Origin of the sequence: Streptomyces sp. F63 (assembly GCF_018070345.1) — a bacterium.
In the GTDB taxonomy this organism is placed as follows: Bacteria; Actinomycetota; Actinomycetes; order Streptomycetales; family Streptomycetaceae; genus Streptomyces.
The window spans coordinates 1-21049 of the sequence record NZ_JAGPXX010000038.1; the positions used below are offsets into that span (position 1 = coordinate 1).

The window sequence follows — 21049 nt, forward strand, 5'->3', positions numbered from 1 at the left end:
CTTTCCCCCTTCCCGCCCTTCCCGTCGCCGGGCAGCCTCCCGTCGGCGCCGGGGTGGGCCGCTCCGCCGCCTCAACTCCCCGGCCGGTCCGGCCCCGTACCGGCAGCGCTCAGTTGTGAGCGGCGCAGATCACATGGGCGCGGGGGTGGCGCGGAGCGAACCGCCCGCCTACCCTCGTCGCAGGAGTTCGTACGCCGCCACAGCGGACAGTACGGACCAGCTTCCGGTGGCCTGGTGACGCAGCCGCCGGAGGCACCGCCGGTCCGGCCCGGTTCCGCCGGTCCGGCAGCACGGTGCGGTCCCGGGGACAGGGCCCGCCGATGCCCCGCCGGGCGCCCGCGCCCACCCGGGGCGTGACCGAAGTGCCTGAACAGCGGTGCCCGTCCGGGCGGCCGCCCGACTTCCCGGCCCCGCGCGCCCGTTCGGCGCCGGCAGGCCCCGTCCTCCTCAGTCGTCACTCTCCCCGGCTCCCTTGTCCGGGGATTTACCTTCTGGAGTCCGCGATGGACCGCAACTCTCCCGATCCCGCCTCCTCCTCCGTCACCCTTCCGGTGGTCGCCGTCGTCGGCCTGGGCACCATGGGGACCGGCATCGCCGAGGTCCTGGCCCGCGCCGGCCGCGAGGTCATCGGCATCGACATCAGCGAGGCCGCCGCCCGCGACGCCGTGACGGCCCTGGAGCGCTCCACCGCGCACGCCGTGGCCCGCGAGCGGATCACCGAGCAGGAGCGGCAGGATGTGCTCGCCCGCTTCCGCACCTTCTCCGACCTCCAGGCCGCGGCCGAGGCCGGCCTCGTCATCGAGGTGGTGCCGGAGGAGTACGAGACCAAGCGGCAGGTGTTCACCGCGCTCGACGGCATCGTCCGCCCGGAGGCGGTCCTGGCCACCGGCACCAACGCGCTGTCCGTGACCCGGCTGGCCGCCGACTCGGCCCGCCCCGAGCGGGTGCTGGGCCTGCACTTCTTCAACCCGGCCCCGGCGATGAAGCTCGTGGAGGTGGTCTCCACGGTCCTGACCGCCCCGGCCGCGACGGCCGCGGTGACCGAGCTCGCCCGTGAGCTGGGCAAGGAGCCGGTCGCGGTCGGCGACCGTCCCGGGTTCCTCGCCGACGGCCTGCTGTTCGGCTACCTCAACCAGGCCGCGGCCATGTACGAGGCCAAGTACGCCACCCGCGAGGACATCGACGCCGCCATGCGGCTGGGCTGCGGCCTGCCGATGGGCCCGCTGGCCCTGCTGGACCTGATCGGGATCGACACCGCCCGCACCGTCCTGGACGCCATGTACGCCGAGTCCGGCGACCGGCTGCACGCCCCGTCCCCGATCCTCAAGCAGCTGAGCGCCGCCGGGCTGACCGGCCGCAAGGCGGGGCGCGGCTTCTACAGCTACGAGGCGCCGGGCAGCGGCACCGTCGTCCCCGACGAGCTGACCCCGGCCGCGGACGCGGCGGCCGCCGCGGGCCGCCCCGTGAGCAGTGTGGGCGTGGCCGGCTCCGGCACCATGGCGAGCGGTATCGCCGAGGTGTTCGCCAAGGCCGGTTACGCCGTGGTGCTCGCCGCGCGCAGCCAGGAGAAGGCCGACACGGCCAAGGCGCGGATCGCCAAGTCCCTGGGCCGGTCCGTGGACAAGGGCCGGATGACGGCCGAGGCGCGGGACGAGACGCTGGCCCGGATCACCCCGGCCGGCTCGCTCGACGCCTTCGCCGACGTCGATCTGGCCGTGGAGGCCGTGGCCGAGGACCTGGCCGTCAAGCAGCAGCTCTTCGGCACCCTGGACAAGGTCTGCAAGCCGGGCGCGGTGCTGGCCACCACCACCTCCAGCCTGCCGGTCGTGGCCTGCGCGCGGGCGACCTCCCGCCCGCAGGACGTCATCGGGATGCACTTCTTCAACCCGGCCCCGGCCATGAAGCTGGTCGAGGTGGTCCGCACGGTGCTCACCGCGGACGACGTCCACGCGACGGTCCGCGAGGTCTGCGCCAAGGTCCGCAAGCACCCCGTGGACTGCGGCGACCGGGCCGGGTTCATCGTCAACGCGCTGCTGTTCCCGTACCTGAACAACGCGGTCAAGATGGTCCAGGAGCACTACGCGACGCTGGACGACATCGACGCGGCGATGAAGCTCGGCGGCGGCTACCCGATGGGCCCGTTCCAGCTGCTGGACGTCGTCGGTCTGGACGTCTCCCTGGCGATCCAGAAGGTGCTGCACCACGAGTTCCGGGAGCCGGGCCTGGCGCCGGCGCCGCTGCTGGAGCACCTGGTCGCGGCGGGCTGCCTGGGCCGCAAGACGGGGCGCGGCTTCCGCGAGTATGCGAGGGCCTGACCGGTCCCGGGGCTGGGGCGGACTGCTGGAACCCGGCGGCGGTCCGTCCCGGCACGGCCCCGAGGAGCCGTGTTACGTTCCCCACATGTCCCATCCCGTGAAGTCCGCCCGCCCCCCGCGCACGGCCGTGAAAGGCCCGACGAACCAGGACAGTTCGGACACCGCCGGTCAGCGCAGGGCCGCCGCCCAGCGGCTGACCATGCGGCGCAAGCTGGCGGCCGCGGCGATGGAGCTCTTCGCGTCCAAGGGTTACGAGGCGACGACCGTGGACGAGATCGCCGCCGCGGCCGGGGTCGCCCGGCGCACCTTCTTCCGGCACTTCCGCTCCAAGGAAGAGGCGATCTTCCCGGACCACGACGACACCCTGGTCCGGGCGGAGGCCGTGCTGGCCGCGGCCCCGGCGGCGGAACACCCGCTGGACACGGTCTGCCGCGGCATCAAGGAGGTCATGCGGATGTACGCGGCCTCCCCGGCCGTGTCCGTGGAACGCTACCGGCTCACCCGCGAGGTGCCCACCCTGCGGGAGCGGGAGATCGCCTCGGTGGCCCGGTACGAGCGGCTGTTCACGCGCTATCTGCTGGGTCACTTCGACGAGCGGGCCCACCGGGACGGGGACGACGACCCGCTGCTCGCCGAGGTCGCCGCCTCGGCGGTGGTGACGGCGCACAACCACGTGCTGCGGCGCTGGCTGCGGGCCGGCGGGGAGGGCGATGTGGAGGCGCAGCTGGACCGCGCGTTCGCGATCGTCCGGGACACCTTCGGCAGCGGCATCGCCCGGGCGGTGCGGCCCGCGGCGGAGGAGGCCGCGGAGGGTGCCGCAGGGGAGGGCGACGCGGAGGCGCGCGGGCGGGCACCGGCGGTGACGGCCTCGGCGACCGACGAGGTGCTGGTCGCCGTGGCCCGTACGGACGCCCCGCTCAGCGAGGTCATCCGCACCATCGAACGGGCCCTCAAGAAGGACTGACAGGACTGACCCCTCCCGCCGCCCGGCGGGGTTCTCCGCTCCGGCGGGACGGCCGCCTCCCGGGCGGCCGTCCCGCCGTCTTCCGCCTCACCTCCCCTCCCTTGCGCTCATGTGCGCATGCTTCACGACGGGTGAGAGAAATTCTTGGCACGCAGTGTCTTGTCGAGTGGCACGCCGTGCCATACGGTGGTGCTCGTCCAGGGCGCTGTCCCCGCGGCTTCCGCCGTGCGCCCTGAACGCCTGCGTCACAGGCATCCCCGGAACCCGTCCGGGACAGCAGAGGCGCCCACCGGCGCCGTCACACAGCACCACCCGTGCGGACCGCATGGCGAGCCGCACACCGTGCCGCCCCGGCGGCACAGTGACCCCCAGACCCCAGCGTTCCCTCAAGCGTCCCCAAACGCTTCGCCGGAGGCCCAACCGTGAATGAGATCCTGGACGCCATCGTCGCGGACGGTACGACGTCCGCCGACTTCGCCGCCCTGCAGCTGCCCGAGTCCTACCGGGCCGTGACCGTCCACAAGGACGAGCAGGACATGTTCGCCGGCGTCGAGAGCCGCGACAAGGACCCCCGCAAGTCCCTGCACCTGGACGACGTGCCGGTGCCCGAGCTCGGCCCGGGCGAAGCCCTCGTCGCGGTGATGGCCAGCTCCGTCAACTACAACTCGGTCTGGACCTCGATCTTCGAGCCCGTCTCGACCTTCGGTTTCCTGGAGCGCTACGGCCGGCTCTCCCCGCTCACCAAGCGGCACGACCTGCCGTACCACATCATCGGCTCCGACCTCGCGGGCGTCGTGCTCCGCACCGGCCCCGGCGTCAACGCCTGGCAGCCCGGTGACGAGGTCGTCGCGCACTGCCTCTCCGTGGAGCTGGAGTCCGCCGACGGCCACAACGACACCATGCTCGACCCCGAGCAGCGCATCTGGGGCTTCGAGACCAACTTCGGCGGCCTCGCCGAGATCGCCCTGGTCAAGTCCAACCAGCTGATGCCGAAGCCCGGCCACCTCAGCTGGGAGGAGGCGGCGGCCCCCGGCCTGGTGAACTCCACCGCCTACCGCCAGCTCGTCTCCCGCAACGGCGCCGGCATGAAGCAGGGCGACAACGTCCTCATCTGGGGCGCCAGCGGCGGCCTCGGCTCCTACGCCACCCAGTTCGCGCTGGCCGGCGGCGCCAACCCGATCTGCGTCGTCTCCAGCGATCAGAAGGCGGACATCTGCCGCTCGATGGGCGCCGAGGCGATCATCGACCGCAACGCCGAGGGCTACAAGTTCTGGAAGGACGAGCACACCCAGGACCCGCGCGAATGGAAGCGCTTCGGCAAGCGCATCCGCGAGCTCACCGGCGGCGAGGACGTGGACATCGTCTTCGAGCACCCGGGCCGCGAGACCTTCGGTGCCTCGGTCTACGTCACCCGCAAGGGCGGCACCATCGTCACCTGCGCCTCGACCTCCGGCTACAACCACGAGTACGACAACCGCTACCTGTGGATGTCGCTGAAGAAGATCGTCGGCTCGCACTTCGCCAACTACCGCGAGGCGTGGGAGGCCAACCGCCTGATCGCCAAGGGCAAGATCCACCCCACGCTGTCGAAGACGTACAGCCTGGAGGAGACCGGCCAGGCCGCGTACGACGTGCACCGCAACCTCCACCAGGGCAAGGTCGGCGTGCTCGCCCTCGCCCCCGAGGAGGGCATGGGCGTCCGCGACCACGAGATGCGTGCCAAGCACCTCGACGCCATCAACCGCTTCCGGAACGTCTGAGACGGGTCTTTCACCGATGACTGAGCGTCGCAAGGATCGTCCGTGGCTGATGCGGACCTACGCGGGGCACTCCACCGCGGAAGCCTCCAATGAGCTCTACCGGCGGAATCTCGCCAAGGGCCAGACCGGCCTGTCGGTCGCGTTCGACCTGCCGACGCAGACCGGCTACGACCCCGACCACGTCCTCGCCAAGGGCGAGGTCGGCCGGGTCGGGGTCCCGGTCTCCCACCTCGGCGACATGCGCCGGCTGTTCCAGGACATCCCCCTGGAGCAGATGAACACCTCGATGACCATCAACGCCACGGCCATGTGGCTGCTGGCGCTGTACCAGGTGGTCGCCGAGGAGCAGGGCGCCGACATCACCAAGCTGTCCGGCACCACGCAGAACGACATCGTCAAGGAGTACCTCTCCCGGGGGACGCACGTCTTCCCGCCCGGGCCGAGCCTCCGGCTGACCACCGACATGATCACGTACACGGTGGCCAACATCCCCAAGTGGAACCCGATCAACATCTGCAGCTACCACCTGCAGGAGGCCGGCGCCACCCCGGTCCAGGAGATCGCGTACGCCATGTCCACGGCGATCGCCGTGCTCGACGCCGTGCGCGACTCCGGCCAGGTGCCGCCGGAGAAGTTCGGGGACGTCGTCGCCCGCATCTCCTTCTTCGTCAACGCGGGCGTCCGCTTCGTCGAGGAGATGTGCAAGATGCGCGCCTTCGGCCGCATCTGGGACCGGGTCACCCGCGAGCGGTACGGCGTCGAGAACGACAAGCAGCGCCGCTTCCGCTACGGCGTCCAGGTCAACTCCCTCGGCCTCACCGAGGCCCAGCCGGAGAACAACGTCCAGCGCATCGTGCTGGAGATGCTCGCCGTCACCCTCTCCAAGGACGCCCGCGCCCGCGCCGTCCAGCTCCCCGCCTGGAACGAGGCGCTGGGCCTGCCCCGGCCCTGGGACCAGCAGTGGTCGCTCCGCATCCAGCAGGTCCTCGCCCATGAGTCGGACCTGCTGGAGTACGAGGACATCTTCGCCGGGTCGCACGTCATCGAGGCCAAGGTCGACTCCCTCGTGGAGGAGTGCCTGGCCGAGATCGAGCGGATCCAGGAGATGGGCGGCGCCATGGCCGCCGTCGAGTCCGGCTACCTCAAGTCCCAGCTCGTCGCCTCGCACGCCGAACGCCGCGCGAAGATCGAATCCGGCGAGGAGAAGATCGTCGGCGTCAACTGCTACGAGTCGACGGAGCCGAACCCGCTCACCGCCGACCTCGACACCGCCATCATGACGGTCGACCCGGAGAACGAGGCCCGGGTCGTCGAGGCCCTGCACCGCTGGCGCGACGAGCGCGACGAGGCCCGCGCGCAGGACGCCCTGTCCGCCCTCAAGGCCGCCGCCGCGGGTGACACCAACCTCATGCCCGCCACCCTGGAGTGCGCCCGCGCGGGCGTCACCACCGGCGAGTGGGCCTGGGCGCTGCGGGACGTCTTCGGCGAGTTCCGCGCCCCCACCGGCGTCAGCAGCGCCCCGCTGGCCGTCGCGGCCGAGCAGGGCACCCCGCTCGCCGCCGTCCGCGCCAAGGTGGCCCGCACCGCAGAGGAGCTCGGCAGCGGCAAGCTGCGCCTGCTGGTCGGCAAGCCCGGCCTCGACGGGCACAGCAACGGCGCCGAGCAGATCGCCGTACGGGCCCGCGACGCGGGCTTCGAGGTGGTCTACCAGGGCATCCGGCTGACCCCCGAGCAGATCGTCTCCGCGGCCGTGGCCGAGGATGTGCACTGCGTCGGTCTGTCGATCCTGTCGGGCTCGCACGCCGAACTCGTGCCGGACGTCGTGGAACGCCTCCGCCGGGCCGGCGCCGCGGACCTGCCGGTGATCGTCGGCGGGATCATCCCGAGCGCCGACGCACGGGCGCTCCGGGAAGCCGGGGTCGCCGCCGTCTTCACCCCGAAGGACTTCGGGATCACGGAGATCATCGGCCGCATCGCCGACGAGATCCGGATCGCGAACAAGCTCGACCCTCTCGACCTCCAGGAGGACTCCGCATGACCGCCCCCGCCCCCGCCGCCGGCGAGAACCGTCTCCGCCCGCGCCGCTCCTGCCTGGCCGTGCCCGGCAGCAACCCGCGCTTCCTGGAGAAGGCCCAGGGGCTCCCCGCCGACCAGGTCTTCCTCGACCTGGAGGACGCCTGCGCCCCGCTGGCGAAGGAAGGCGCCCGGCACACCATCGTCGACGCGCTGAACAACGGCGACTGGACGGGCAAGACCCGGGTCGTGCGGGTCAACGACTGGACCACCCACTGGACGTACCGGGACGTCGTCACGGTCGTCGAGGGCGCCGGTCCCAACCTCGACTGCATCATGCTGCCCAAGGTGCAGAGCGCCGAGCAGGTGGTCGCCCTCGACCTGCTGCTCACCCAGATCGAGAAGACCATGGGCTTCGAGGTCGGCAAGATCGGCATCGAGGCGCAGATCGAGAACGCCGCGGGCCTGGTCAACGTGGACGCAATCGCCGCCTCCTCGCCGCGCATCGAGACCATCATCTTCGGCCCGGCCGACTTCATGGCCTCCATCAACATGAAGACCCTGGTCGTCGGCCAGCAGCCGCCCGGCTACCCGGCGGACGCCTACCACTACATCCTGATGCGCATCCTCATGGCCGCCCGCATGCACAATCTGCAGGCCATCGACGGACCCTTCCTGCAGATCCGCGACGTGGACGCCTTCCGCGAGGTCGCCGGCCGCTCCGCCGCCCTGGGCTTCGACGGCAAGTGGGTGCTGCACCCCGGCCAGGTCGAGGCCGCCAACGAGATCTACTCCCCCTCGCAGGAGGACTACGACCACGCGGAGATGATCCTCGACGCCTATGAGTGGTGCACCTCCGAGGCGGGCGGCAAGAAGGGCTCCGCCATGCTCGGCGACGAGATGATCGACGAGGCCAGCCGCAAGATGGCGCTCGTGATCTCCGGCAAGGGCCGCGCCGCCGGCATGACCCGTACCACCACGTTCACCCCGCCGGAGGCCTGATCCCATGCAGTTCGGACGCACCTACGAAGAGTTCGAGGTCGGCGCGGTCTACAAGCACTGGCCCGGGAAGACGGTCACCGAGTACGACGACCACCTCTTCTGTCTGCTCACCATGAACCACCACCCGCTGCACATGGACGTCAACTACGCCGAGAAGACGACGGACTTCGGCAAGAACGTCGTGGTGGGCAACTACATCTACTCGCTGCTGCTGGGCATGTCCGTGCCGGACGTCTCCGGCAAGGCCATCGCCAACCTGGAGATCGAGTCGCTGAAGCACGTGGCGCCGACCTTCCACGGCGACACCATCTACGGCGAGACCACGGTCCTCGACAAGACCCCGTCCCGCTCCAAGGACGACCGCGGCATCGTGTACGTCGAGACCAAGGGCTACAAGCAGGACGGCACCCTCGTCTGCGTCTTCCGGCGCAAGGTGATGGTCCCGACCGCGAAGTACACCGAGGCGCGCGGCGGCGAGCAGCCCGGCCGCCCCCAGCTCAAGTCCCAGGAGAAGTGATGAGCCGTCTCGCGCAGACCCACGGTCTGACCGACATCCAGCAGGAGATCCTCTCCACCGTCCGGGACTTCGTCGACAAGGAGATCATCCCGGTCGCCACCGAGCTGGAGCACCGCGACGAGTACCCCACGCAGATCGTCGAGGGCCTGAAGGAACTCGGCATCTTCGGCCTGATGATCCCCGAGGAGTACGGCGGCCTCGGCGAGTCGCTGCTCACGTACGCGCTGTGCGTGGAGGAGATCGCCCGCGGCTGGATGAGCGTCTCGGGCATCATCAACACCCACTTCATCGTGGCGTACATGCTCAAGCAGCACGGCACCCAGGAGCAGAAGGACCACTTCCTGCCCCGGATGGCGGCCGGCGAGGTGCGCGGCGCCTTCTCGATGTCCGAGCCGGCGCTCGGCTCCGACGTCTCGGCGATCTCCTCCAAGGGCGTCCGGGACGGCGACGAGTACGTCCTCAACGGCCAGAAGATGTGGCTGACCAACGGCGGCACGTCCACGCTCGTCGCGGTGCTCTGCCGCACGGACGAGGGCCACCCCGAGGGCACCGCCCCGCACAAGTCGATGACGACCTTCCTCGTCGAGAAGGAGCCGGGCTTCGGCGAGGTCCGCCCGGGCCTCACCATCCCCGGCAAGATCGACAAGATGGGCTACAAGGGCGTCGACACGACCGAACTCATCATGGACGGACTGCGGATTCCGGCCGACCGCGTCCTCGGCGGCACCACCGGACGTGGCTTCTATCACATGATGGACGGGGTCGAGGTCGGCCGCGTCAACGTCGCCGCCCGTGGCTGCGGTGTCGCTCAGCGCGCCTTCGAGCTGGGCGTTTCCTACGCGCAGCAGCGCACGACCTTCGGCAAGCCGATCGCGCAGCACCAGGCCATCCAGTTCAAGCTGGCCGAGATGGCCACCAAGGTCGAGGCCGCTCATGCGATGATGGTGAACGCAGCACGCAAAAAGGACTCCGGGGAACGGAACGACCTCGAAGCGGGCATGGCGAAGTATCTCGCCTCCGAATACTGCAAAGAGGTCGTCGAGGACGCTTTCCGGATCCACGGCGGCTACGGCTTCTCCAAGGAGTACGAGATCGAGCGCCTCTACCGCGAGGCACCGATGCTTCTCATCGGAGAGGGCACCGCCGAGATTCAGAAAATGATCATTGGCCGCCGTCTGCTGGAGGAGTACCGGTTCCAGGGGTGATCGCAGTGGATCGCTCCGCTTCGGTGCCGATTCCTCCCTGCGGGAAGATCACGGAAGCTCACCCGGGGTGATCACTGTTCGGACATCGACTGAGCTTCTGGCTTGCCCAGTTGCCGCTCGTAACCGATACCATCCCGGAAAGCCGCCGTCCCCAGTCGAAGCGCGGCATCATCCGCTACGAAGGTCATCCATGCCCCACAGCCAACCCTCTGCACCACGCGGCCGGGTCCGCCTCGCGCGCGGCGCGTCGCCGTGGCTCCTCCCGACCGTGGCCACCGCGGCCCTCAGCCTGTCCCGCGCCCGGCGTTCCGGGCGCGCGGCAGCGGTCGCCGTGCCCGCCACCGCTCTGGCGGCGGGCATGCTGTGGTTCTTCCGCGACCCCGAGCGCGAGATCACCCAGGGCAGAGTGATCTCCCCGGCCGATGGTGTGGTGCAGAGCATCATGCCGTGGAAGGACGGGCGCACCCGCGTCGCGATCTTCATGAGCCCGCTGAACGTCCACGTCAACCGTGCCCCGCTCGCCGGCACGGTGACCTCCGTCGAGCACGTCCCCGGCGGATTCGTCCCGGCGTTCAACAAGGAGAGCGAGAACAACGAGCGGGTGGTCTGGCACTTCGACACCGAGCTCGGCGACATCGAGATGGTGCAGATCGCCGGCGCCGTGGCGCGCCGCATCGTCCCGTACGTCACGCAGGGCACGAAGGTCGAGCAGGGTGAGCGCATCGGCCTGATCCGCTTCGGTTCGCGGGTCGACGTCTACCTCCCGGAAGGGGTCGAGGTGGACGTCGAGGTGGGCCAGGCCACACAGGCAGGGGTGACTCGTCTTGACCGTGATTGATTCCCGGGCCGACAGCGCGTGGGTCCCGGACGCCGAGGGGGACGAGGACGACGACATGCCGCTGTCGACACGCCTGTCGATAGCGGACGCCCTCACCCTCGGCAACGCCACCTGCGGTTTCCTGGCGGTGTACTTCACCACCACCGGGGTGCTCATCCCGCACATCACGGGCAGCGAGGTCAGCGGCATGGCGCGGCACAGCGCCGCGACCGCCGTCATGCTGATGCTGCTCGCCTCGGTGTTCGACCTCTTCGACGGGCTCGTGGCGCGCAAGCTCCGCAGCTCGGCGATGGGCGCGGAGCTGGACAACCTCTCCGACCTGGTCAGCTTCGGCCTGGCCCCGGCGTACTTCGTCGTGGTCTGGGGCATGGTCGCCAACGACGCCCACCAGCTGATGTCGGCGGTGGCCGCCATCGTGGTGCTGCTGGCGGTGGTACTGCGGCTGGCGCGGTTCTCCTGTGTCACGCTGCGGGACGGCATCTTCCAGGGGATGCCGTCGCCGTTCGGGGCCCTGACGGTCGTGTCGATCGTGCTGCTGGAGCTTCCCTTCTTCCCCACGCTGCTGGCGATCATCGGGGTGGCCTGGCTGATGGTGAGCCGGGTCGAGTACCCCAAGCCCCGGGGACCGCTCGCGGTCGCCATGCTCGCCTGGATCGTCGCGAGCATGGGCATGCTGGCGGCCTGGGCGTTCGACTCGCCGGGCGGCCAGCTGCTGCTCCAGACGGGCTGCGCGCTCCAGGTGGTGCTGGGCGCGGTGATCCCGCTCTTCGCCACGGCGCGGCGGGTGAACACCTTCCGCGACAACCGCCGCGAGGCCCGGGCGGCCCAGCTGCCGTAGCGCTCGCCGCGTGTCGCACACGCCCGTGGGCCCGAGCACTCCGCTCGGGCCCACGGGCGTTTCCTGGTCCGGCCCGGCCGGCCTCCTAGCCGGACGGCAGCCGGTCCGCGGCCAGCCGCTCCCCCACCCGCACCAGGAGCGGCCCCGCGCGGTCGACGCAGACGGCGGGGTCGGGCTCCAGGGCGGTGAGGGCGTAGGCGTGCTCGATCCCGGCCGCGGCGAGCTGCTCCGGCGAGAGGGCCAGCCGGCCGCAGACCGCGACCACCGGCTTCCCCGCCGCCCGGGCGGCCCGTGCGACCCCCGCCGGTGCCTTGCCGCGGAGGGTCTGCTCGTCCAGCGAACCCTCACCGGTGACGACCAGATCCGCCCGCTCCAGCGCCCCGGCGAAGCCCAGCACCTCCATGAGCACCTCGATCCCGGGCCGGAAACGGGCTCCGAGCACGGCCAGCGCCGCGTAGCCGACCCCGCCCGCCGCACCGGCGCCCGGCGCGGCGGCCAGTTCGGCGGCCGGCGTCCCGAGCACGCGGTGCAGCACGGTGGCGTAGTGGACGAGGGCGTGGTCCAGGAGGCGGACGCACTCCTCGTCGGCGCCCTTCTGCGGGCCGTAGACGGCGGCGGCGCCGTGCGGGCCGGTGAGCGGGTTGTCGACGTCGCAGGCGAGGACCAGCTCCGTCGCCGCGAGCCTCGGGTCCAGGCCCGAGAGGTCCGCGGAGGCCAGCTCCCGCAGCCCGCCGCCGCCCGGCGGCACCGGTCCCCCGTCCGGGGTGAGCAGGTGGACGCCCAGCGCGGTGAGCATCCCCGCGCCGCCGTCGGTGGTGGCGGAGCCGCCAATGCCGAGGACGATCTCGCGCGCCCCGGCGTCCAGCGCGGCCCGCAGCAGCTCTCCGGTGCCGTAGCTGGTGGCCGTGCGCGGCGCGAAGTGCCCCGCGGGAAGGTGGCGCAGCCCGGAGGCCTCGGCCATCTCCACCACGGCGGTGGTGCCCTGGACCGCGTACACGGCGGTGTGCGGGGTGCCGAGCGGGCCGATCACGGTGGTCTCCCGGCGCTCGAACCCGGCGGCGAGGGCGGCGGCGACCGTGCCGTCGCCGCCGTCTGCCACGGGCAGGGCCTCGATCCGCGTTCCGGGGGCGGCCCGGCGGATGCCCTCGGCGAGATACCGGGCGACCTCGACGGCCGTGAGCGAGCCCTTGAACTTGTCCGGGGCGATCAGCACCGCCGCCCCGGCCCCCGCCTCCGCCTCCGCCCCCGCCTCCGTCCCCGTCCCCGTCCCCGTCCCCGTCTCTGCGCCTGCGGTGTCGGGCACCGTGCACCCCTCGCTTCCGTACGGACCGTGATGACGCCGTGACCCTACCCGCGCCGGCCCCGGCCGCCCATCCCAGCCGGCGGCCGTACCGGCGCGTCAACCGGGTGCGGCAGCCGCATCACCCCGTGGCCGGAACGGCCGGGCACGTGCCCGGGTGCCGGTGCGGGGCGCGGTCACGCGGCGTCGGCGGAGCCGGTCCAGGCCGTCTCGCGCAGCAGGCGCAGCCCGTTGAGGCCGACGATGACGGTCGAGCCCTCGTGCCCGGCCACACCGAGGGGCAGCGGAAGCGTGCCGATCAGGTCCCAGGCGACCAGGGCGGTGATGAACACCCCGGCGATGGCCAGGTTCTGCACGACCAGGCGGCGGGCGGCGCGCGAGAGGTTCACGACGGCGGGCAGGGTGGCCAGCTCGTCGCGCACGGCGACGGCACCGGCGGTCTCCAGAGCGAGGTCGGACCCGGCCCGGCCCATGGCGATGCCGGCGTGGGCGGCGGCCAGCGCGGGGGCGTCGTTGACGCCGTCGCCGGCGACGAACACCTTGCGGCCCCGCCGTTCCCACTCCCGCACGGCAGCCGCCTTGTCCTGGGGCAGCAGTCCGGCGCGGACGTCCGTGATGCCCACCTCGGCGGCCAGCTGCCGCGCCGCGCGCTCGTTGTCGCCGGTGAGCAGCACCGGCGTACGGCCGGTGAGGCGGGTGAGCGCGGCGACGGCGGCGGGGGCGTCCGGCCGGGGCCGGTCGGCGATGCCCAGCACCCCCACGGGTTCGCCGTCACGCAGGACGGCCACCGCGGTGCGCCCGGCCTCCTCCAGTTCCCGCACCACCACGTGGGCGGCGTCCGCCCGGGCGGGCAGCAGGCGGGAGGGTGCGCCGGCCTCGACGGTGTGACTCCCGACCGTGGCCCGCACGCCCCGCCCGGGGGTGGAGGCGAAGCCGGCGGCCCCGGGCAGCGGCAGGGAGCGCTCGCGGGCGGCACCGACAACCGCGCGGGCCAGGGCGTGTTCGCTCGGGTGCTCGGCCGCGGCGGCGAGGCGGAGCAGCGCGTCCGGGCCCAGGCCGCTGCCGGGCAGGGGGCGCAGTTCGGTGACACGGGGGGTGCCTTCGGTGAGGGTGCCGGTCTTGTCGAAGGCGACGGTGTCGATCTGCCCGAGGCGTTCCATGACGACCGCGGACTTCACGAGCACACCGTGGCGGCCCGCGTTGGCGATGGCGGAGAGCAGCGGCGGCATCGTGGAGAGCACCACCGCGCACGGCGAGGCGACGATCATGAACGTCATCGCCCGCAGCAGCGCCGGCTGCAGTTCCTCGCCGAGGGCGAGCGGAACACCGAAGACGGCGAGCGTCGCGATGACCATGCCGATGGAGTAGCGCTGCTCGATCTTCTCGATGAACAGCTGCGTGGGGGCCTTGGTCCGGGAGGCTTCCTCGACCATCTTCACGATCCGGGCGAGCACCGAGTCCGCCGGGGGACGCCCCACCCGCACGCGCAGGGCGCCGGTGCCGTTGACGGTGCCGGCGAAGACCTCATCCCCGGGCAGCTTCACCACCGGCAGGGGCTCGCCGGTGATGGCGGCCTGGTCGATGTCGCCCGTTCCGTCGAGGATCCGGCCGTCGGCGCCGATGCGCTCACCGGGGCGGACCAGGATCGTGTCACCGACCGCCAGCCGCGCGGCGTCGGTGCTCTCCTCGGTGCCGTCGGGCAGGAGCCGGGTCGCGGTGGCCGGGGAGAGATCGAGCAGTGCGCGCACGGAGTCGGCGGTGCGGGCGGTCGCGACCGCTTCCAGGGCGCCGGAGGTGGCGAAGATGACGATCAGCAGGGCGCCGTCGAGGACCTGGCCGATCGCGGCCGCGCCGAGGGCCGCGAGGATCATCAGCAGGTCCACGTCCAGCGTCTTCTCCCGGAGGGCCCGGCATCCCTCCAGGCCGGGCCCCCAGCCGCCGGTGGCGTAGACGGCGGCGAACAGCGTCCCCCACAGCCACGCCGGGGCGTCCAGCAGGTACGGCGGGAGGGCGAGGAGGAACAGCACCAGCGCCGCGAGCGCCCACCGGGCCTCCGGCAGTGCCAGGACGCGTGATCGGCGCCGCGGCGGGGCGTGCTGCGGCCGGGCCGCGGCCGGCGCGGGCCGCCGGTCCAGGGTGGAAGACATGACGGGGCACCCCTTCGGGAGGGACGGGAGGAGACAACCACCCCCACCGTACAGGAATACATGAACAGGTCTTCATGCATCATGGGTATGATGGGCCTCATGGGCCACGGAACCGACGCCACCAGGGGCAGCACCACACGCGAACGCCTCGACGCCGTCGGCGCCGCCGACGTCGCCGCCACCCTCCAGGCCCTCGCCACCCCCTCACGCCTGCGCATCCTGGCCCGGCTCCGGGAAGGCCCCTGTGCGGTGGGCGGTCTCGCGGAGGCCGTCGGCATGGAGGCATCGGCCTGTTCCCACCAGCTCCGTCTGCTGCGCAACCTGGGCCTGGTCACCGGCGAGCGGCACGGCCGCTCCATCGTCTACGCCCTCCACGACGACCACGTCGCCGAACTCCTCGACCAGGCCCTGTACCACGTCGAACACCTGCGCCTGGGGGTTCGGGACACGGTCGGCCGCCAGGCCCCGGAGACGGCCGCGACCTCCTGAGCCGGGCGCGGGCACGGTCCGGCGGGGCCGGCCGGCCCGGAACCCGGCCGCGGGCCCGCGTCCACCTGCGTTGACGGTCCGCCGTTCCCCTTCCGCCGGAGCACTACGCTCGGAAAGATGACCACCACCGACACTTCCGGCACCGAGACCGCCGACGACTACGCCGCCTACATCGCCGGTCTGCCCAAGGTCCTCGCGGGCGCCGCCGCGCTCTTCCGGGACTCCCGGGGCCACGTCCTCGTCGTCGAGCCGAACTACCGCGACGACGACCGGTGGATCTTCCCCGGCGGCACCGTGGAGTCCGACCTGGGCGAGACGCCCCGGCAGGGCGCCCGCCGCGAGACGGCGGAGGAGATCGGCCTCGACGTGGAACTCGGCACGCTGCTCGCCGTCGACTGGGTACCGGGCGCGGGCCGCCCGCCGATCGTCTCGTATCTGTACGACGGCGGGGTGCTCGACGAGCAGCAGCTCGCGGCCATCCGGCTCCAGGAGGAGGAGCTGACCGCCTGGCGGCTGGTGCACCCGGACGAGCTCGGCCGCTATCTGAGCCCCGACATGGACCGCCGCGTCCGCGCCGCCCTCGCCGCCCGCGCGGCGGGCCGGTGCCCTGTGGAACTGGAACACGGCCGGGTGCCGGGGAGCACAACCGTCAACTGACCTTTTTTCCGGCCCCGGATGCGGTGTTCGGCTGCCGGATCCGGGCGCTGATCGGCACAATGGGTCGGTGCCCGACTACGTAGAGCTGGAACTCGCCGACGGCGCCGCCGTCCGGCTCGAACTCACCGAAGCGGCCGGTGTGCCCGCGCATGCCCCCGAGCGCCCCGGGGACGGGCCCGACCTCCCCGACGGCTTCGGCGTCCCCACTCCCGTGGCCCGCCGCGGGCGGACCGGCCGGCCGGCGGCCGGGGCCCTGCGCTCCGTGCTGCGTCCCCTGGGGCCTCTCCTCCAGGAGATCCACGCGTCGGTCGCGGGGTCCGCCGACCCTCCCCACGAAGTGACGGTCGAGTTCGGGGTGCAGGTGACTCCACCCACGACTGAAGGTCGCGGGCTTCCTGTGGCGGTGGCTAGGCACCGGCGCAGAGGACCAGCCCGGCCCTGTGCAGGACGTTGAGCGCGCCGACGTGGTCGGCGTTCGCGACCAGACCGCAGTTGACGCACGCGAACTTCGCCTGGGTGACGCGGTTCTCCTTCGCCACGTGCCCGCATCCGCCGATTGCGGGTGGGCAGGTGCGGGACGTGTTGCGGGCGTCCACCGGGATCACACGGCGGCCGGCGCTTTCAGCCTTGTCCGCCAGGATCCTCAGGAACTGCCCCCAACCCGCGTCGAGAATGCTGCGGTTCAGCCCGGCCTTCGCCGCGGCGCCGTTCGCCGGGAACGCAGCATCGCGGTCGGGGTCGGGCCGGGGTGCGGGCGCCCTCGTCATGCCCGCGGTGTTCAGCCGCTCGTGCCCGATCACATCATGCTCGCGCACGAGAGCGAGGGCGGCTTTGTGGTGGTGATCCAGACGCCGGCGCCGGATCTTCGCGTGCAGCCGGGCGACCTTGCGGGCCGCGGCACGATGCTTCTTCGTACGACGCCGGGTGCGCTTGGGAAACGTCGCCAGGTGCCGCTGCGCTGCGGCCAGCTCCCCGGCCGAGACGTGCAGGAACCCGGGGTTGGCGACGTGGCGGCCGCTGGAGTCGGTGAGGAAGTGGACCGTGCCCAGGTCGATACCCACCCTGCTGCCCGTGGGCGGCAGCGGCTCGGCGGGCACCTCGTCACAGGCCACGATCACATACCAGCGACGCCCCTCCCGCTTCACGCTCACCGTCTTCGCCCGGCCCTTCACGCTCCGGTGCCGGTGGACGCGGACATGCCCGACACCCTGCAGCCGGACCCGCGTCTGCGCGGTGTGGGGAGTGGAATCCCACCGGCAGCCGTCCCCGTCCCTCGGGAACGTCACGGTGTCGAAGTGCCCGACCCCTTTGAAGCGCGGGTATCCGGGGGTGCCACCGGCCTTCACCCGCCGGAAGAACGCCTGGAAGGCCCGGTCCAGACGGCGCAGGCTCGCCTGCTGGCTGGAGAAGGACCACCGGCCCTGACGCTCCGGATCAAACGCCCGGATCTCCCTCAACTGCGCCGACTGATCCCCATACCGCACCGACGTCCTAGAGCTGTGCCGGTAGGCGTCACGACGCTCCTGCAACGCACCGTTGTACAGGGAACAGTGATCCCGCAGCATCTCCGCCAGCGCCCGCTCCTGGCGGACCGTGGGACGCAGCAGAAACTTGTACGCCCGCCTCACACCCACCCGGCCTCCCCCGTTTCCCCTGACCAACGCAGGTGTGTTCACGCTAACGCCCGCCACTGACATTGATGCTGATACTCGGGTTCCGGTGGTCGTGGCTCTGCCACTGACTGACGCCCTGCTGGGCTGTCTTCGTGTTGTTCAACGCAGCGTGCTCCGCCGCTGCGCGGCTCCGGCCCAAGGATTCCCCCACCGGCTGAAGCCGGTGGTCCCCTCGAAAGAAGGTCTGATGGAGGAGGCGCTGGAGCGGGTGGCGGCGGGCGAGGAGGACCCGCCGTGCCGGGTCTGCGGCGGGATCCTCAAGTCGGCCACGGTGATGTTCGGCGAGCGTCTGGACCCGGAGGTGCTGGGGCAGGCGACGGCGATCGCGCAGGCGTGCCAGATCATGGTCGCGGTCGGGACGAGCCTCCAGGTGCAGCCCGCCGCCTCGCTGGCCGGGACGGCGGCGCGGTACGGGGCGCGGCTGGTCATCGTCAACGCCGAGCCCACGCCGTACGACGAGCACGCCGACGAGGTTGTACGGGAACCGATCGGCACCGCGCTGCCGGAGCTGCTGGCCCGGGTCGCGGAGGAGGGCGCGTAGGGCCGGCGGAACGCGGGCGGCCAATGGGTGCCCGGTGCCGGGCCGGGGTCCGGGCCCGCCGGTGCCCGGGCGCCCGGAGCGCCGGCGCGGCACCGGGGGCGGCAAGTGGCCGGGAGACGGGGAACGGCGCGAGGTCGGTTCCCCGCGCCCTCCGGTGTTTCGCCGAGCCACGGTGTCCCGCCGCACTCCGGTCTCCCACCGCACTCCGGGCCCCCGGGCCTCAGAAGAGGGCCGCGTGGGCGGAGCCCGTTCCGGCCGGGACGGACGCCGCGGGCGGGACGGGCGCGGTCGGCGCGGCGGCCGGGGCCGGGGCCGGGGCCGGGGCCGGGGCCGGGGCCGGGGCCGGGATCGCGCCCTCCAGGACCAGGAGCCGGCGCTTGCGGTCGAGGCCGCCGCCGTAGCCGGTGAGACTGCCGCCCGCGCCGATCACGCGGTGGCAGGGGACGATGATGCCGATCGGGTTCCTGCCGTTGGCCATGCCGACGGCGCGGGAGGCCGTCGGCCTGCCGAGCACGGCGGCGAGTTCGCCGTAGCTGAGCGTTTCGCCGTACGGGATATCACGCAGCGCGGCCCAGACCTTCCGCTGGAACGGCGGTCCCGCCATGTGGAGCGGCAGGTCGAAGTCCGGGCGCTCCCCGGCGAAGTAGGCGTCGAGGAAGCGGACGACCTCGCCGAACGGGCTGCTGCCGGGGCCGGCGGGGTCGCCGAAGGTCTCCTCGGCGGGGCGGTGGCGCTGACCGGTCATGTACAGGCCGGAGAGGACGCCGTCGGTGGCGACCAGGGTCAGCGGGCCGACCGGGCTGCCGACGACGGTGTGGGTGATGGTGCGCTGGGGCATCTCGCTTCGTTCCTCCGTGAGGGGGCCGGTTCGTACGGTACGGGGCCGCGGCGGCGGTGCGGTCCGCGGGTGCGGCGCGGGCGCGGTCCCCGTGGGGGGTTCTTTCCGCGTCCCGGGGGTGCGGCGCAGGGCATGGCGGGGGTGCGGGTCCTTCCGCGGCCGGGCGGTGCGTGAGCGCTCCGCGGCCGGGCGGGCGTGCGGCACGGCCGGGCGGGGCTCGGACGCACGGTACGGCCGGGCGGACGGCCGGGCCGGTGCCGCCGGGCGATGGCGCGGGCCCGGGGTCCTCACCCGGCGGGCAGGTGGTTGATGGGGTGGTCGTCCGTCGCCCACAGGTACTGGACGGCGTACGCGCGCCAGGGACGCCAGGCGGCGGCGCGGGCGGTGAGAGCGGCCGGGGTCGCGGGCAGGCCGCAGACGCGGGCGGCCCGGCGCAGGCCGAGGTCGGTGGGGAGGAAGGCGTCGGGGTCGCCGAGGGCGCGCATCGCGATGGTCTCGACGGTCCAGGGCCCGAATCCGGGGAGGGCTGCGAGGCGTTCACGGGCGGACCGCCAGTCGCTGCCGGGGTCCAGCGCGAGGTCGCCGGAGGCGAGCGCGCCGACGAGCGTGGTGAGGGTGGTCCGGCGGCTGCGGGGCAGGGCGAGCTTCTCCGGGTCGAGGCCGGCGAGCGCCCCGGGGGACGGGAAGAGGTGGGTGAGGCCGCCGCCCTCGGGGTCGTCGACCGGGTCGCCGTGCGCACGGACCAGCCGTCCCGCGTGGGTGCGGGCGGCGGCGGTGGACACCTGCTGCCCGAGGACGGCGCGGACGGCGAACTCGGCGGCGTCCACGGTGCGCGGCACCCGGCGTCCGGGCGCCTCGTCCACGAGCGGCGCGAGGACCGGGTCGGCGCGCAGCAGTTCGTCCACGGCGACGGGGTCGGCGTCGAGGTCGAGCAGGCGGCGGCAGCGGCTGATGGCCCCGGTCAGGTCGCGCGGGTCGGTGAGAGAGAGGCGGCAGCCGATGTGGCCGGGCCCGGGGCGCAGGCTGACGACCCCGTGCCCGTAGGGGAGGCGGAGGGTCCGGCGGTAGGCGCCGTCCCGCCACTCCTCGACGCCGGGCACGGCCGTCGCGGCGAGATGGCCGAAGAGGTTGTCGGGGTGGAGCGGCGCCCGGTACGGCAGCCGGAGGGTGAGCGTGGCGGGGGCGGGAACGGAACCGGGGAGCCCGGTGCCGGGGTGCGGGGCCGTGCGGTCCCGGTCCGGAGCGCCCCCCGGGCCGGCGCCGGCGCGGGCCTCCGTACGGGCGCCGGAGCGCGCTCCGGTACGGCCGCGGACGGCCCGGGCGCGCAGGTCGCTCGGGGAGAGCGCGAAGACCTCGCGCACCGTCTCGTTGAACGCCCGGATGCTGGCGAAGCCGGCCGCGAACGCGATGTCGGTCATGGGGAGTTCGCTGGTCTCGATGAGCAGCCGGGCGGTCTGGGCGCGCTGGGCGCGGGCGAGCGCGAGCGGTCCGGCGCCCAGTTCAGCGTGGAGCTGGCGTTCGATCTGCCGGGTGCTGTAGCCGAGGCGGGCGGCGAGTCCGGGGACGCCTTCGCGGTCGACGACGCCGTCGGCGATGAGCCGCATGGCGCGGGCGGTGAGATCGGCCCGCTCGTTCCACTGCGGTGAGCCGGGGGTGGCGTCGGGGCGGCAGCGCTTGCAGGCGCGGTAGCCGGCCTGCTGGGCGGCGGCGGCACTCGGGTAGAAGGTCATGTTCCGGGGTTTGGGGGGCACGGCCGGGCAGCTCGGGCGGCAGTAGATGCCGGTGGTGCGGACGGCGGTGTAGAACCAGCCGTCGAACCGCGCGTCCTTCGACCGCACGGCCCGCACGCAGCTCTCGGTGTCGGTGTGCATGCTTCCAGCATCGGGGACGGCGGAGCACGGTACTGGCGGATTTCCGACATGGCCTTCCCGGGACACGGACGGGGCAAGCCC

General features: G+C 72.8%; 18 protein-coding genes and 1 pseudogene. 13 read left to right on the top strand and 6 right to left on the bottom strand.

Annotation, left to right across the window (positions count from 1 at the left end; translation table 11 throughout):
* Nucleotides 1-503: 503 nt before the first annotated feature.
* From KBZ10_RS25925 to pssA, 9 genes are all read left to right on the top strand, one after another.
* On the top strand, nucleotides 504-2315 hold the full coding sequence (locus KBZ10_RS25925) for a 3-hydroxyacyl-CoA dehydrogenase family protein (RefSeq protein WP_210990160.1): 1812 nt from the start codon (nucleotides 504-506) through the stop codon (nucleotides 2313-2315).
* A gap of 85 nt (nucleotides 2316-2400) precedes the next feature.
* Entirely contained in the window at nucleotides 2401-3279 is an 879-nt protein-coding gene (locus tag KBZ10_RS25930) for a TetR family transcriptional regulator (RefSeq protein WP_210990161.1), read from the top strand.
* Between the two features lie 422 nt (nucleotides 3280-3701).
* Entirely contained in the window at nucleotides 3702-5039 is a 1338-nt protein-coding gene (ccrA, locus tag KBZ10_RS25935) for a crotonyl-CoA carboxylase/reductase (RefSeq protein WP_210990162.1), read from the top strand.
* A gap of 16 nt (nucleotides 5040-5055) precedes the next feature.
* Nucleotides 5056-7077: a protein meaA gene (locus KBZ10_RS25940; RefSeq protein ID WP_210990163.1), complete on the top strand. Its 2022-nt coding sequence runs from the start codon at nucleotides 5056-5058 to the stop codon at nucleotides 7075-7077.
* Entirely contained in the window at nucleotides 7074-8054 is a 981-nt protein-coding gene (locus KBZ10_RS25945; RefSeq protein WP_210990164.1) for a CoA ester lyase, read from the top strand. Before KBZ10_RS25940 ends, KBZ10_RS25945 begins: the two co-directional genes overlap by 4 nt.
* A 4-nt stretch (nucleotides 8055-8058) precedes the next feature.
* Nucleotides 8059-8571: a MaoC family dehydratase gene (locus KBZ10_RS25950; protein WP_019710957.1), complete on the top strand. Its 513-nt coding sequence runs from the start codon at nucleotides 8059-8061 to the stop codon at nucleotides 8569-8571.
* A complete protein-coding gene (locus KBZ10_RS25955) occupies nucleotides 8571-9776 on the top strand; it encodes an acyl-CoA dehydrogenase family protein (protein ID WP_210990165.1) in 1206 nt (401 codons plus the stop codon). Before KBZ10_RS25950 ends, KBZ10_RS25955 begins: the two co-directional genes overlap by 1 nt.
* A 190-nt stretch (nucleotides 9777-9966) precedes the next feature.
* On the top strand, nucleotides 9967-10614 hold the full coding sequence (locus tag KBZ10_RS25960; RefSeq protein WP_210990166.1) for a phosphatidylserine decarboxylase: 648 nt from the start codon (nucleotides 9967-9969) through the stop codon (nucleotides 10612-10614).
* Between the two features lie 55 nt (nucleotides 10615-10669).
* Nucleotides 10670-11452: a CDP-diacylglycerol--serine O-phosphatidyltransferase gene (pssA, locus tag KBZ10_RS25965; RefSeq protein ID WP_374223421.1), complete on the top strand. Its 783-nt coding sequence runs from the start codon at nucleotides 10670-10672 to the stop codon at nucleotides 11450-11452.
* A gap of 85 nt (nucleotides 11453-11537) precedes the next feature.
* Here the strand turns inward: pssA and KBZ10_RS25970 are convergent, their stop codons facing one another.
* Nucleotides 11538-12665 (bottom strand): glycerate kinase, encoded by a 1128-nt coding sequence (locus KBZ10_RS25970; RefSeq protein WP_210990200.1) that lies wholly within the window; start codon nucleotides 12663-12665, stop codon nucleotides 11538-11540.
* A 263-nt stretch (nucleotides 12666-12928) separates the two neighbouring features.
* Nucleotides 12929-14899 carry a heavy metal translocating P-type ATPase gene (locus KBZ10_RS25975; protein ID WP_210990168.1) on the bottom strand — a complete coding sequence of 657 codons (1971 nt, stop codon included), beginning with the start codon at nucleotides 14897-14899 and terminating at the stop codon, nucleotides 12929-12931.
* 99 nt (nucleotides 14900-14998) lie between these two features.
* Here KBZ10_RS25975 and KBZ10_RS25980 point away from each other — a divergent pair, with 99 nt between their 5' ends.
* Nucleotides 14999-15388, top strand: a complete 390-nt coding sequence (locus tag KBZ10_RS25980) for a metalloregulator ArsR/SmtB family transcription factor (protein ID WP_210990169.1) — start codon at nucleotides 14999-15001, stop codon at nucleotides 15386-15388.
* Nucleotides 15389-15505: 117 nt separating this feature from the next.
* Nucleotides 15506-16045 (top strand): NUDIX hydrolase, encoded by a 540-nt coding sequence (locus KBZ10_RS25985; protein ID WP_210990170.1) that lies wholly within the window; start codon nucleotides 15506-15508, stop codon nucleotides 16043-16045.
* On the opposite strand, the gene KBZ10_RS25990 is transcribed toward KBZ10_RS25985, so the two are convergent.
* Nucleotides 16038-16196 carry a hypothetical protein gene (locus KBZ10_RS25990; RefSeq protein WP_210990171.1) on the bottom strand — a complete coding sequence of 53 codons (159 nt, stop codon included), beginning with the start codon at nucleotides 16194-16196 and terminating at the stop codon, nucleotides 16038-16040. The two genes, KBZ10_RS25985 and KBZ10_RS25990, sit on opposite strands and share 8 nt — an antisense overlap.
* A 60-nt stretch (nucleotides 16197-16256) precedes the next feature.
* Between KBZ10_RS25990 and KBZ10_RS30160 the strand changes: the two genes are divergently transcribed.
* Nucleotides 16257-16499, top strand: a complete 243-nt coding sequence (locus KBZ10_RS30160; RefSeq protein ID WP_374223422.1) for a CU044_2847 family protein — start codon at nucleotides 16257-16259, stop codon at nucleotides 16497-16499.
* Here the strand turns inward: KBZ10_RS30160 and KBZ10_RS25995 are convergent.
* Nucleotides 16453-17673, bottom strand: coding sequence for an RNA-guided endonuclease TnpB family protein (locus KBZ10_RS25995; RefSeq protein WP_210990201.1), 1221 nt, complete (start codon nucleotides 17671-17673; stop codon nucleotides 16453-16455). The two genes, KBZ10_RS30160 and KBZ10_RS25995, sit on opposite strands and share 47 nt — an antisense overlap.
* Nucleotides 17674-17905: 232 nt before the next feature.
* On the opposite strand from KBZ10_RS25995, the pseudogene KBZ10_RS26000 reads away from it, so the two are divergent.
* Nucleotides 17906-18259: pseudogene (locus KBZ10_RS26000) on the top strand (NAD-dependent deacetylase); the annotation flags it as partial.
* 220 nt (nucleotides 18260-18479) lie between these two features.
* Here the strand turns inward: KBZ10_RS26000 and KBZ10_RS26005 are convergent.
* Both KBZ10_RS26005 and KBZ10_RS26010 read right to left on the bottom strand, forming a co-directional pair.
* The gene (locus tag KBZ10_RS26005) at nucleotides 18480-19097 is read right to left on the bottom strand and encodes a methylated-DNA--[protein]-cysteine S-methyltransferase (protein WP_210990172.1); all 618 of its coding nucleotides are present in this window, start codon (nucleotides 19095-19097) and stop codon (nucleotides 18480-18482) included.
* 287 nt (nucleotides 19098-19384) lie between these two features.
* Nucleotides 19385-20968: an AlkA N-terminal domain-containing protein gene (locus KBZ10_RS26010; RefSeq protein ID WP_210990173.1), complete on the bottom strand. Its 1584-nt coding sequence runs from the start codon at nucleotides 20966-20968 to the stop codon at nucleotides 19385-19387.
* Between the last annotated feature and the right edge of the window lie 81 nt (nucleotides 20969-21049).

Excerpts from the sequence above, each read along its gene's own strand:
- KBZ10_RS25925 (WP_210990160.1), top strand. The coding sequence starts at position 504 with ATGGACCGCAACTCTCCCGATCCCGCCTCCTCCTCCGTCACCCTTCCG.
- KBZ10_RS25930 (WP_210990161.1), top strand. The coding sequence starts at position 2,401 with ATGTCCCATCCCGTGAAGTCCGCCCGCCCCCCGCGCACGGCCGTGAAA.
- KBZ10_RS25940 (WP_210990163.1), top strand. The coding sequence starts at position 5,056 with ATGACTGAGCGTCGCAAGGATCGTCCGTGGCTGATGCGGACCTACGCG.
- KBZ10_RS25945 (WP_210990164.1), top strand. The coding sequence starts at position 7,074 with ATGACCGCCCCCGCCCCCGCCGCCGGCGAGAACCGTCTCCGCCCGCGC.
- KBZ10_RS25950 (WP_019710957.1), top strand. The coding sequence starts at position 8,059 with ATGCAGTTCGGACGCACCTACGAAGAGTTCGAGGTCGGCGCGGTCTAC.
- KBZ10_RS25955 (WP_210990165.1), top strand. The coding sequence starts at position 8,571 with ATGAGCCGTCTCGCGCAGACCCACGGTCTGACCGACATCCAGCAGGAG.
- KBZ10_RS25960 (WP_210990166.1), top strand. The coding sequence starts at position 9,967 with ATGCCCCACAGCCAACCCTCTGCACCACGCGGCCGGGTCCGCCTCGCG.
- pssA (WP_374223421.1), top strand. The coding sequence starts at position 10,670 with ATGCCGCTGTCGACACGCCTGTCGATAGCGGACGCCCTCACCCTCGGC.
- KBZ10_RS25975 (WP_210990168.1), bottom strand. The coding sequence starts at position 14,899 with ATGTCTTCCACCCTGGACCGGCGGCCCGCGCCGGCCGCGGCCCGGCCG.
- KBZ10_RS25980 (WP_210990169.1), top strand. The coding sequence starts at position 14,999 with ATGGGCCACGGAACCGACGCCACCAGGGGCAGCACCACACGCGAACGC.
- KBZ10_RS25985 (WP_210990170.1), top strand. The coding sequence starts at position 15,506 with ATGACCACCACCGACACTTCCGGCACCGAGACCGCCGACGACTACGCC.
- KBZ10_RS25990 (WP_210990171.1), bottom strand. The coding sequence starts at position 16,196 with ATGCGCGGGCACACCGGCCGCTTCGGTGAGTTCGAGCCGGACGGCGGC.
- KBZ10_RS26005 (WP_210990172.1), bottom strand. The coding sequence starts at position 19,097 with ATGCCCCAGCGCACCATCACCCACACCGTCGTCGGCAGCCCGGTCGGC.
- KBZ10_RS26010 (WP_210990173.1), bottom strand. The coding sequence starts at position 20,968 with ATGCACACCGACACCGAGAGCTGCGTGCGGGCCGTGCGGTCGAAGGAC.